Consider the following 11,218-nt stretch of genomic DNA (forward strand, 5'->3'; position numbering starts at 1 on the left):
GAATCGCTATGAAGTTTTATACAATTTATTACACATAAAGGCCGCATAAATGCGGCCTTTGAAGTAGTTAACCTGTGTACAGATTAGTTAACTAAAAGAATAGTTATTTAAATAGCAGTTAAAACTTAGCTAAGTTGTTTTTACTGTCTTTATCGACCAGCTTAATGTAAGGATCAACCCCCGCAAATAATGGTTTTTCTTTTACTTTAAGCTCAATAGTATTGGTACCAGATACTATTTGATGCTTTTTCGAGTAAATAACAAAGTCTTCAGCTAGTAAGTTTTCAGGGTCGTCGCTAAACAATGCAATATCAACTAGCTCATCGAGCGGCTGTTCAGTTTCTTCACCTTGGCCATCCGCACGCTGTTTAACGGCTTCTACGCTAAGTGTTACAGTATAAAATCCTTCGCTATCAACGCTATCTGTAACTGAAACGTCTTTCATCTCAAGCTCATACAAAGTGATATATTTAAACTGATCGTCAATAAAACTTTGTTCTGCTTGCGTTGCGTCTTGTTTTAAATAGCTAAGTAAATCAAGCGTAGTTGGGTATGGCGTTGACTGGTACTGAAATTCATTTAAAAATGCTTTGAGTGCATTATTTAAACGTTTTTCACCTAAACGATCATAAATCGCCATCATCACAACTGATCCTTTATTGTAATGAAGATATTGTTGCGACTGTGTTTTATATAGAGGCATTTCTTCAAAGGCTTCCCCTGTACGCCCTATTAAGTACCTATCAAGCTCATATTTTAAAAACTTACGCAGCTTCTCTGCGCCAAAGCGTTTCTCAAGCACCATAAGCGCACTGTACTGTGAAAGCGTTTCAGAAATAACCGCGCTCCCCTCTACATTAGCCGCCGATACTTGATGCCCCCACCATTGGTGCGCTACTTCATGTGCGGTAACATAGTAAGGGTAGTCAACTTTACTCTCATCTCTTAAGTCTGTAATAAACCCCATGCTTTCGGAGTATGGCACTGTGTTGGCAAAACTTTGTGCAAACGAGCGATACTTAGGAAATTCAATAATACGTAGTTGTTTATGCTGATACGGGCCAAAGGCTTGTGTAAAGTAATCTATCGAGTCTTGTACCGACTCAATCATACGATCAATATTCCATGCATGATTTTTGTGGTAATACACCTCAATATTTACCCCATTATGCTCAACCTTTTTACTTTCAAGCTCTGCTGAAAGCACCGCATAAAAGTTTAAAATAGGCGCATCTATTTCATAAACAAAGGTACGGCGCCCCTCTTTTACACTTTCACTTTGTAAATACCCTGGGGTAATAGCAAATTGCGACTCGTCGGTTGTTACCGTTGCCTTAAAGTTAATAAACCCATTAGCTGCACCTAAATCACTTTGTGTATAGTACTGACTGTCTTCTAGCTTATGAGCGCGTTCAAGCTCAGGTAAATTATGCTTACGACGTTCAAATTTATCAGCTACCTGTAAACCACGGTTATAACCAAAGTTAGGAAGGAGTTCCCAATTATTAATAAAAGTGCCATTGGCAACTAATTGTGTATCAGAGTCTTGATCAGTAAAGGCTGTATGATCGCGAGTAACCGACAGTTGCCCTTCTCTTACTTCGTTTGGCATAAGCGGCTGCTCAAACTCAAACCATGCTGAATAAAACGCTGGTAATTTTTCAACTATCTTTCCGCCAGCCATGGCTACATCCCAACTTTTAGCGTGTTGAGGTGAGCTTATTAACACTCGCAGAATTGGCTCGTTAGAGGTATTGGTAAATTTAATTTTTGCCACAGCACTTAAAGCACGCTTTTTTGGATAAATATCAACAGTTAAGTCAACATCGGTGACCATAGGTACTGCTAAGTCTTTGTATTGTGCAAACTGCTGCTCATAACTTATTTGCTTGTCTTGAAACTCATCGCTCGTAGTAAACTCATTCAAAACTCGCGTGTTGTTATAAATATTGTAGCCTGCACCAACAAACACTAATGCACTAATAACCGCAACCGCTTGCCCTTTTAACGACATATTATAACGAAGCATAGACAGGCGTGTGCGCAGCGTTTGTGAAGGACCACGATGCCATAACGCAAACCCAACAATCGCTAAAACAAGACTTAACGCACCCCAATATAATGTGTACCAATGCGCGCCTTGTAAAAAGTGCCCATAACCATTTATATCAGAATACGGTACACTACTGCTTTGAGAAAAATGATACATATGGTGCTCAAACCCATAAGAACCCATCACTTTTTGCGCTATGTAATACAAAATAAACAAACCCATTCCTACATATTTATTCGGGCTAATAATCTGCAAAAAGAAGGCAAGTACCGTCAGCATAATCAACGGTAAAATCGATAAATAAACAATCCTAAATAAATACTGTCCTAGCTCTAAATTAAATTGACCTTTAAATAACTGAACTGTAATTGTGAGTATCATTCCCACTAGAAACAACCCAGAAATAGCGGCGATTAAAGCCAGTATTTTTGACACCCAAAAAACACTATTATGCACCGGAAAGCTGTCAACAATATCGCCCATGCCACTTTGTCGCTCTCGCCATACAAGCTCAGCACTATAAAAAGCGATAATAACAAACAAAAATAAACCGGAAATACCACTAATAATATTGACCATATTCTGAGTTAAAGGCCAGTTAGTAGTGCCATAAGCACCAATAGGCGCAAACAAAGGAATCATAAGCGTTACAATGCTTACACCCGCTAAAATCATAAATGGCGCGCTAAATATAACTTGTTTAAGTTCGAATATACTGCGCATTATTAGCTGAGATTTAGTACTAACCCCCGCTGATTTATAATTTTTAGCACTGGTGATAAGTGCAGCTTGTTTATTTTGTACAAAAGCAGAGACTTTAAATTGCTTCTTCTGTTTTTTAGTTACTATGCGATTGCTTAGCTTTCCAAGGCCAAAAAACATTGCAACACTGATTGCCACCCACAATATACGGTTAACTAAAAGGTCACCTGTGAGCGTTAGCACTTCTGTGTTTTTATCATTTACAGTCCAATAACGTGTTAAATCAATTAACGAACCAGAGCCAAATGGGTCGGCGTAAACAACAATATTTCTAAATGCTAAATCATCAAAGTAAACGCCGGCAATTTGATAGGCTATAAAAATCACAACAGCTGCTACATACACCGACATCATGGTTTTAAAATAGACCGCTACACTATTAAAAATAGCCGAAAGCACCAGTAAACTTGGCACTGCTAAATAAAGATAAGGCGCAGCGTAGTACATTAGCTTATTAGGACCAATCAATTCGCCATCGAGCCAGCCAACTAATAAACCAAATTGCGACCCTAAAAACACACCCAATGGCACGCTTAAAAACACAATAAGTACAACTAAGTAGGAACCAAAAAAACGCCCTGCTTGATAAGGCACAGGATTAACAGGCTTACTAAAAACCAGCTCATCCATTTTGCTTTCACTGTTGCGAATAGCAGAGCTGGCAACAAAGTTAACCACTAAAAACATCGCAAACGTACAAAATGTAACGGTTAAAAGCATAATAGAGAAAGGCGAGTTCATATGAACATTCGCCCCACCTAACGGAAACTTACTACTGGAGCTTATAAAAAACGCCATAAAAAAGAATATTAATGAGGTCACATAAAACGAAGGCTGACGCGCGAAATAACGCAGCTCAAACGCGAGCATATTAAAAAACATAACGCCTCCTTATGCTACTTGGCTGTTACGATGATTAAGCAGAGTAGAAAAATACACATCTTCTAAATTTGCATTACTTGCTTCAAACCCTTGTGGGGCTTGCTCTGCTATTACATGTAAAATTGTTTTCCCTGCAAATAGGCGCTTAGAAATAACCGGTAATTGCGGCTCAAGTTCTTGCGCTTCTTCTTGGCTCATGGCTTTGCGCCAAATTTGTCCTTGGAGCTTATCGGTAAGCGCTATTGGGTTACCTTCTAGTAAAATCTTACCGCCAGCCAACACCGCCATATTTGGGCAAAGCTCTGCAACATCTTCAACGATATGGGTCGATAATATAACTACTTTTTGCTCGCCTAAGCTTACTAATAAGTTATGGAAACGATTACGTTCCTCTGGATCTAGCCCCGCTGTTGGCTCATCAACTATTAGTAAATCAGGGTCACCCAGTAATGCCTGTGCAATACCAAAACGCTGGCGCATACCGCCCGAAAAGCCACTGACCGCTTTTGAGCGATGTTGATATAAATTAGTGTGCGCAAGTAATCCTTCAACCGACTCTTTACGCTCTGCTTTATTATGAATACCCTTTAAAACAGCCATATGGTCCAGTAAGTCGTAAGCACTAACACGCGGGTACACACCAAAATCTTGTGGTAAGTAACCTAAGCGTTGGCGCAGTGCCTGTGGGTCTTTAAATACATCAATGCCATCAAAAGTAATTGAACCTGAATCAGCCGACTGCAGTGTTGCAATGGTACGCATAAGCGATGATTTACCTGCGCCATTTGGCCCAAGTAATCCAAACATCCCTTTACCGATAGATAAATCAACACCTTGTAGTGCATGTACGCCGTTATCGTAGGTTTTAGATAACCCTGTTATTGATAGCATTTTTACTTCCTTGAGTATAAGTAATTATTTTTATGATGCTTTATATCACAAGCAAAACAGGAACATAAGTTACTTATTGGTTAAATTTGTAACAACAAATAAACACAATTTAAACTCATAACACTTGCCTGCACTGTATTCACTCGGTATAAAAACCACATATACTTTTTATAAGAAGCGAAAAGCCATGCAAGATCACCAAAGCCAACCATTAAACGACTTTATAGAATATCCACACGACGAAATGCTAAATCGTGCTAACGAGTTTTTACAAACCAGCCAACGCCGCCATAGCATTCGTAGCTTTAGCGATCGCCCAGTACCAAAAAATATTATTGAAGCATGTATAAAAGCAGCTGGCACAGCACCTAGTGGAGCGAATCATCAGCCTTGGCATTTTGTGGCTATAAACAGTAGCGATGTAAAAAAACAAATAAGAGAAGCCGCCGAAAAGCTAGAGCGTTCTTTTTACGAAGGCAGAGCAGGTGAAGAATGGTTAGATGCGCTAAAGCCGTTAGGTACCGACGCCAATAAACCTTATTTAGAGCATGCACCTTGGCTTATAGCTGTATTTAGTCAAAAAAAGGGCGGTGTAAGCACCGATGATAAAAATACGAATTATTATGTGCATGAGTCTGTTGGTTTAGCTACCGGCTTTTTAATTCAAGCTTTGCACCGCAGTGGTTTGGCAACCCTTACTCATACTCCAAAGCCAATGAGCTTTTTAACCGACATATGTAATCGTGATAAAGATAATGAACGCCCATACATGCTACTTATTGCAGGCTACCCAAGTGATGATGCAACAATACCGGCTCATGCACTGGATAAAAAATCACTCGATGAAATAGCTACGTTTATTTAGTATTTTCTTGTCGGCAAAACCACTCATATAACAAAGCAATGATCGACTCAACTTTTGGGTCGGTCAATGAGTAATAAATAGTATGCCCTTCTCGGCGAGTAACAACCATATTCGCCTTGCGTAAACTTGCTAAATGCTGAGATAGCGCCGACTGCGCTAAAGGTACATTTGTGTTTAGCTCACCTACACTTTGCTCACCTTGTAATAAACTACATAAAATCATTAACCGATTTTTATTAGCCATTAATTTTAAAAACTGTTCGGCTTGCTCTGCGTTGACAGCTAGTTGTTCAATATTCATTTTTATTATTTCTCTTTTTGATACCTTTTTAAGTATAGACTTTTACATTAGTAAGTTCTAATATAATTAACATTAGACTTTACTAATATTAAGGCAATCACAAAATTAACGATGCCATTTTATTAATCGGCGGAAGTGCTGTAGCAGTATCCGCACTATTAAGTTACTTTATATAAAGTAACTTTCAGTTTTTAACGTTATTTATAAGTATTAACTCAATTCAACCTACTTATACCAAGTAGCACTCATTAATGTCTTTTTTAAGAAAAAGAGGATTTACAAACTAATGCTTACATCAATCCCTGATTTACTAAAAATTATCACACCTAACCAACGCCGTATTGACGCAGCGCAAGCAAAACTCGAGCTTGAACAAAATAAAGGTTTACTTATTGATGTGCGAGAACCTGCAGAGCACGCGACAAAAGCAGCTACTGGCGCTATAAATATTCCGCGTGGATTACTCGAGATGAAACTAATGGAAATAGAAAAAGACGCAGCTCGCCCTATTTACGTGCACTGCGCAAGTGGTGCACGCGCAACGTTGGGAGCAGAAGCATTAACGCGTGTGGGTTATGAAAACGTGACTGTTATTACCTGTGACGCAAACCAAATATGTAGCGTATTTTAAGTATCTACTAAGTACTTATAATTATGCGCCTAACAAAGGTAGGTGTTTAACGCTGTGATAAGTCAGTGCTAATTTAATACACGCTTTAAGTGGGTACTCTGGTAATGGCTTTTCACTATTTAATACAATTGCTCTATTTCCTTCAAAGGTAAGATTATGAGAGTACAACTCTCTAAATGTGCTTACTAGCTTTGATTGGCAATGAAAAAACAAATAACACGATGAGCCCTTAAAGCCTACGCGAATGGGGCTACCATTTATTGTGTTATAACTTGGCTCTCCCCACTTTAAAGACTCTTCAACAGCTCCTAAGTTTTGCTCTTGTGCTACGGTATAAATTAGCTCTCGTAATTGTATAAGCGTACTTTTAGCTGCCTCAGGATGATTATTAAATATATTTTTTATATCCGTATTCATAAAAATATCCTTATAAGTATTACAAGTTTAAAACAGGTTACTTTTGCTGCCTTTCATCAACTAAAACAAGTAGTATCTGCTCAATATTTTTAACACTATAAGTAAGTGCTCTCAGTAGCTCTTTCTCACTTTGCTCTGTTGCCTGCTGCGACGTTTTACCTTGATTAGCCAATACATCTTTTTGCTCAAGTATCGCCTCTCTAAACTCACTCGCATTAACCACACCAAGCAAAGACACTAAAGCACCATTTCCTGACTGCCCTGCCGTTTCAAAGCTTAAACGATATAATCCAAAAATTCGCATGAGCGGCCCTTGGCTTAACCCTACATCTGTTATTTTTTCAAGCGGAATAGATTTTTCTTCTTTAAATAATATGCCACGTTTAACTACCAATTTTTGTGGTAATAAGTCAGCCGACATAGCTGCGAGTATTCGCCCGCCCACCAGCCATACAATCGCTAAAACAATGGGTAACAACGGAATAGTCACCAGCGCTAGTACACTAAAAAAAGCGGCCATTAGCATCCAGTATTGCTGAACCTTCGGGTCGAAAGATGCACTTTTTAAAATATGTTTTGTCATTGTTTTAATCCTTTATCTATATAACTAAAAATACACTCTGCAAACTTCAATAATCTCTACTCAATCTTACAAACTAATAACGACTTTTATAGCAAGGGCAATAAACACAACACCCAGTATTTTATCAAGCCACAGGTTTTGCTTAGTAAAACCAAAGCGGTTTTTTGAAACCTCAGTAAGTACTGCAACTAGTAAATACCAGCCGGTATCAATTACAAATACCGTTAAGCACATAATAATACCAATGCTTAAAGTAAGGTTTTGCGGGTCTATAAACTGCGAAAACAACGCTAAAAAGAAAATTGCCAATTTAGGGTTTAAAAACGCAATGGCAAATCCATCTTGCAACGCTTTGGCTGCGCTTATCTCACTTTTTTGTACTTGCAGTTCGTCATTACTGGGTTTTGCTAATAGTATTTTTAAACCTAAATAGGCTAGATACCCAGCGCCCAAATATACAAGCACTTGGTATACCGTTGGAAATTGAGCCATCAATGTCCCCAAACCAAGTAACGAAGCTGCCGCATAAAGCCCAACACCCACGCCATGGCTAAGTGCAGCAAGCATACCGTTTTTCATTCCGCCACTCATTGTATGCTTTAGTACAACTGCAAGGCTTGGGCCTGGCGACATTGCACCCATCATGCATACAAGTACTAAACTAAACCATGCTGCTAATGTCATTTTTGTCCTTATAGTTCATCGTTTTCTATTAATAATATACAGGCCGTTATTTGGCCTTGAAAAGCAGTCGCGGTATTTATACTTATTACTTTCCAACCTTCTTGATTTAAGTGGTATATGCGCTCATTCAAAGCATCTACATCAATGCCGTTACTAAAAAAACCACGCTTTTTAAATTCTACTATTTTTTGCATTGTTTGTTATCCATTTTATAAGCGGTAGTCAAAGTCGTAATAGTGAATGCCCTGCTCAATGCGTATTTTCATACTGCCAGTTAATCCTTTTAGCTCATTTGTGCCTGAATCAGGAATAACAGTTAAAATTAGGCTGTCTTGTCCTTTATTCATAGTGCCAAAGTGTTGCAGTACAAAACTGCCCTGCTTACCTTCAAGCTCACCTATCACTTGCTCTATTGCCACGTAACCCGCACTGCCTTGGGTTGGCGTCATTGCGCTAAGCATCTCGCCTTGGCTTGTAGCATTTAAGTCACCTTTAAATGTTTTATCGATCGACATACGTCCTAAGTTAATACCTTGCTGCCCTTTGGCATAACCTTCAATAGGCGCTAAAGCCACTGTAAATTCACCGCTTATTATTTTTGTTGTCATAACAATTCCTTATTGATGATATTTAATACTATTGATTTTTAATCCGATGATGCCATATCTATACCTTAACCTTTAAAAAGAATCTACTATGTCAAAAAACACCTCTGCATCCGAAAAAGCCGCTTTTAGCAGTTTATTACCTGTTTTTGCTTTTATAAAACCTTACAAATGGATGGTAGTAGCTGCGCTAGCCGCGCTATTGGTCACTGCGGGTGTTAACTTATCACTAGGTCAGGGGGTTAAGTTTGTTATTGATCATGGGTTTATTGCAGGCTCCAAAGATCAATTACAACAAGCTGTACTGGTACTCATTGGCTTAATCAGCTTATTAGCGATCGGTACCTTTAGCCGTTTTTATTTAATGTCGTGGATTGGCGAACGGGTCAGTAACGATATTAGAAAAGCAGTGTTTAATCGCATTGTAACGCTACACCCTAGCTACTTTGAAGAAAACCGCAGTGGCGAACTTATGTCGCGTTTAACCACCGACACCACATTACTGCAATCAATTATCGGCTCATCATTTTCTATGGCACTGCGCAGTGTACTTATGTTGATTGGTGGCTTAGCTATGCTGTTGTTTACTAATTTAAAACTTACCTTAGTGGTTGTAGCCTGTGTACCGCTGGTACTTGTTCCTATGATGATATTTGGTCGCAAGGTACGTAAACTAGCAAGCTCTAGCCAAGATGCCATTGCCGACATAAGTACCTATGCCGGAGAAATCATACAAAATATTAAAGTAGTGCAAAGCTATAGCCATGAGGAACAAGAGCAATATGCTTTTGCGCTTGAGACCGAAAAAGCCTTTAACGTGGCTAAAAAACGCATTAAGCAACGTTCATTTTTAATAGCTGTAGTGATTTTTTTAACCTTTAGTGCCATTAGCGCTATGCTATGGGTAGGTGGCAACGATGTACTTGCAGGCACCATGAGCGGCGGCGAGTTAGGTGCGTTTGTGTTTTACGCTATTATGGTTGCAATGTCGGTGGCAACCGTTGCTGAAGTATATGGTGAACTACAACGTGCAGCTGGTGCTGCGGCAAGGTTACTTGAGTTACTTGCTGTTAAAAGTGAGATAGAAAACCCGCTAGATCCACAAGACGATAGCTTACTGCAAAACATTAACAGCCCTGCTATTACACTTGAAAATATAAGCTTTAACTATCCTTCTCGTCCAGACGTGAGTGCGCTTAATAAAATAAGCCTAAATATAAATCAAGGCCAAACCGTGGCAATTGTTGGCCCTTCTGGCGCAGGTAAAACAACGTTATTTGAATTACTACAACGCTTTTACGATCCGGCTAGCGGAGCTATTAAATTTAAAGATGTAAACATTAAAGATTTATCGCTTAATACTCTGCGTAATAAAATGGGCATGGTAGCGCAAAACCCTATTTTATTTAGCTCCGACGTAATGCATAACATCCGCTACGGCAACCCAAGTGCAACCGATGAGCAAGTATATGCCGCAGCAAAGTATGCGCATGCCGATGAATTTATCAAACAGTTACCGCAAGGTTATAACAGCTTTTTAGGTGAGCAGGGTGTGAGGTTATCGGGTGGGCAAAAGCAGCGTATTGTGCTTGCACGTGCCATATTAAAAGACCCTGAAATACTTCTTCTTGATGAAGCCACCAGCGCGCTGGATGCGCAAAGCGAACACCATGTGCAAGCTGCACTTGAGCATTTAATGCAAAACAGAACAACGTTAATTATTGCCCATAGGCTGGCAACGGTAAAACATGCAGATGTAATTGTAGTAATGGAAAATGGGGAAATCATAGCAACGGGTACTCACCAAGAGTTGTTAGCAAGTAACCCGTTGTATCAAAAACTGTGTGAATTACAGTTCAATAAAGACTAATTATTCTTCGGTATTTGGCACTATCTGAATTTCTACGCGACGGTTTTGAGCACGGCCATTTGCACTATCATTAGTTGCAATTGGGCGTGTTTCGCCATAGCCCATAGTGCTAACACGTGTAGCCATAATTTGTTGGTTCACTAAGTAGTCTTTCACACTTTGTGCGCGTTCACGCGATAGGTTCATGTTGAAGCTATCTTTACCCGTACTGTCAGTATGCCCTTGCACACTAAGGTAGGTTTTTTCGTACTTGTTCATTACTTTAGCAATCGCATCTAACGTATCGTTAAAGCCTGATGAAATATAAGACTGAGCAGTCGCAAACGTAATGTTTGATGGCATTACTAAACGTAAGTTATCGCCTTCACGCACTACTTCAACACCTGAACCCGCTAACTCATCACGAAATGCTTCTTCTTGCTTATCCATGTAGTCGCCAACAGCAGCGCCCGCCAGTGCACCAATAGCTGCACCAATAAAAATACGTTTATCTTTATGATTACCCGTAGCCTTACCTAATACACCTCCGGCTGCGGCGCCTATAGCGGCTCCTTTACCTGTGTTATTCATTTCACAACCAGAAAGTAATACAGCTACTACGGTTACGCTTAAAAGTGATTTAGTTAAAGTCATGGTGATACCCTATTCATTAAGAATTTAGCAAGAGTATGCAA

12 protein-coding genes are annotated in these 11,218 nt (G+C 39.4%); 3 read left to right on the forward strand and 9 right to left on the reverse strand.

Features of this window, described 5'->3' with window-relative positions; translation table 11 throughout:
* Positions 1–118: 118 nt before the first annotated feature.
* Both I6E70_RS14610 and I6E70_RS14615 read right to left on the reverse strand, forming a co-directional pair.
* Positions 119–3,697 (reverse strand): ABC transporter permease/M1 family aminopeptidase, encoded by a 3,579-nt coding sequence (locus I6E70_RS14610; RefSeq protein WP_197189010.1) that lies wholly within the window; start codon positions 3,695–3,697, stop codon positions 119–121.
* A gap of 9 nt (positions 3,698–3,706) precedes the next feature.
* Positions 3,707–4,588, reverse strand: coding sequence for an ABC transporter ATP-binding protein (locus I6E70_RS14615; protein ID WP_007584623.1), 882 nt, complete (start codon positions 4,586–4,588; stop codon positions 3,707–3,709).
* 187 nt (positions 4,589–4,775) lie between these two features.
* Between I6E70_RS14615 and I6E70_RS14620 the strand changes: the two genes are divergently transcribed.
* On the forward strand, positions 4,776–5,453 hold the full coding sequence (locus I6E70_RS14620; RefSeq protein WP_165726607.1) for a nitroreductase family protein: 678 nt from the start codon (positions 4,776–4,778) through the stop codon (positions 5,451–5,453).
* On the opposite strand, the gene I6E70_RS14625 is transcribed toward I6E70_RS14620, so the two are convergent.
* Positions 5,446–5,754 (reverse strand): ArsR/SmtB family transcription factor, encoded by a 309-nt coding sequence (locus I6E70_RS14625; protein ID WP_197189011.1) that lies wholly within the window; start codon positions 5,752–5,754, stop codon positions 5,446–5,448. The two genes, I6E70_RS14620 and I6E70_RS14625, sit on opposite strands and share 8 nt — an antisense overlap.
* Before the next feature lie 286 nt (positions 5,755–6,040).
* Here I6E70_RS14625 and I6E70_RS14630 point away from each other — a divergent pair, with 286 nt between their 5' ends.
* Entirely contained in the window at positions 6,041–6,385 is a 345-nt protein-coding gene (locus I6E70_RS14630) for a rhodanese-like domain-containing protein (RefSeq protein ID WP_002959525.1), read from the forward strand.
* Between the two features lie 21 nt (positions 6,386–6,406).
* On the opposite strand, the gene I6E70_RS14635 is transcribed toward I6E70_RS14630, so the two are convergent.
* The 5 genes from I6E70_RS14635 to I6E70_RS14655 form a co-directional block, all read right to left on the reverse strand.
* A complete protein-coding gene (locus I6E70_RS14635; RefSeq protein ID WP_197189012.1) occupies positions 6,407–6,802 on the reverse strand; it encodes a DUF1801 domain-containing protein in 396 nt (131 codons plus the stop codon).
* A 37-nt stretch (positions 6,803–6,839) separates the two neighbouring features.
* Positions 6,840–7,385 (reverse strand): PH domain-containing protein, encoded by a 546-nt coding sequence (locus I6E70_RS14640; RefSeq protein WP_197189013.1) that lies wholly within the window; start codon positions 7,383–7,385, stop codon positions 6,840–6,842.
* A 66-nt stretch (positions 7,386–7,451) separates the two neighbouring features.
* Positions 7,452–8,069, reverse strand: a complete 618-nt coding sequence (locus tag I6E70_RS14645) for a LysE family translocator (RefSeq protein WP_197189014.1) — start codon at positions 8,067–8,069, stop codon at positions 7,452–7,454.
* Positions 8,070–8,077: 8 nt separating this feature from the next.
* Positions 8,078–8,263 carry a hypothetical protein gene (locus I6E70_RS14650; protein ID WP_165726603.1) on the reverse strand — a complete coding sequence of 62 codons (186 nt, stop codon included), beginning with the start codon at positions 8,261–8,263 and terminating at the stop codon, positions 8,078–8,080.
* Between the two features lie 15 nt (positions 8,264–8,278).
* Positions 8,279–8,677, reverse strand: coding sequence for a DUF3224 domain-containing protein (locus I6E70_RS14655; protein ID WP_197189015.1), 399 nt, complete (start codon positions 8,675–8,677; stop codon positions 8,279–8,281).
* Positions 8,678–8,765: 88 nt separating this feature from the next.
* Here I6E70_RS14655 and I6E70_RS14660 point away from each other — a divergent pair, with 88 nt between their 5' ends.
* Positions 8,766–10,544: an ABC transporter transmembrane domain-containing protein gene (locus tag I6E70_RS14660; RefSeq protein WP_197189016.1), complete on the forward strand. Its 1,779-nt coding sequence runs from the start codon at positions 8,766–8,768 to the stop codon at positions 10,542–10,544.
* Here the strand turns inward: I6E70_RS14660 and I6E70_RS14665 are convergent, their stop codons facing one another.
* Positions 10,545–11,177 carry an OmpA family protein gene (locus tag I6E70_RS14665; protein WP_165722786.1) on the reverse strand — a complete coding sequence of 211 codons (633 nt, stop codon included), beginning with the start codon at positions 11,175–11,177 and terminating at the stop codon, positions 10,545–10,547.
* Positions 11,178–11,218: the final 41 nt, after the last annotated feature.

This window comes from Pseudoalteromonas sp. NGC95, from assembly GCF_015864705.1.
In the GTDB taxonomy this organism is placed as follows: domain Bacteria; phylum Pseudomonadota; class Gammaproteobacteria; order Enterobacterales; family Alteromonadaceae; genus Pseudoalteromonas; species Pseudoalteromonas arctica.

Coding starts and splice junctions, on each gene's coding strand:
- I6E70_RS14660 (WP_197189016.1), top strand. CDS start 8,766: ATGTCAAAAAACACCTCTGCATCCGAAAAAGCCGCTTTTAGCAGTTTA.
- I6E70_RS14640 (WP_197189013.1), bottom strand. CDS start 7,385: ATGACAAAACATATTTTAAAAAGTGCATCTTTCGACCCGAAGGTTCAG.
- I6E70_RS14665 (WP_165722786.1), bottom strand. CDS start 11,177: ATGACTTTAACTAAATCACTTTTAAGCGTAACCGTAGTAGCTGTATTA.
- I6E70_RS14630 (WP_002959525.1), top strand. CDS start 6,041: ATGCTTACATCAATCCCTGATTTACTAAAAATTATCACACCTAACCAA.
- I6E70_RS14635 (WP_197189012.1), bottom strand. CDS start 6,802: ATGAATACGGATATAAAAAATATATTTAATAATCATCCTGAGGCAGCT.
- I6E70_RS14615 (WP_007584623.1), bottom strand. CDS start 4,588: ATGCTATCAATAACAGGGTTATCTAAAACCTACGATAACGGCGTACAT.
- I6E70_RS14620 (WP_165726607.1), top strand. CDS start 4,776: ATGCAAGATCACCAAAGCCAACCATTAAACGACTTTATAGAATATCCA.
- I6E70_RS14655 (WP_197189015.1), bottom strand. CDS start 8,677: ATGACAACAAAAATAATAAGCGGTGAATTTACAGTGGCTTTAGCGCCT.
- I6E70_RS14625 (WP_197189011.1), bottom strand. CDS start 5,754: ATGAATATTGAACAACTAGCTGTCAACGCAGAGCAAGCCGAACAGTTT.
- I6E70_RS14645 (WP_197189014.1), bottom strand. CDS start 8,069: ATGACATTAGCAGCATGGTTTAGTTTAGTACTTGTATGCATGATGGGT.
- I6E70_RS14610 (WP_197189010.1), bottom strand. CDS start 3,697: ATGTTTTTTAATATGCTCGCGTTTGAGCTGCGTTATTTCGCGCGTCAG.
- I6E70_RS14650 (WP_165726603.1), bottom strand. CDS start 8,263: ATGCAAAAAATAGTAGAATTTAAAAAGCGTGGTTTTTTTAGTAACGGC.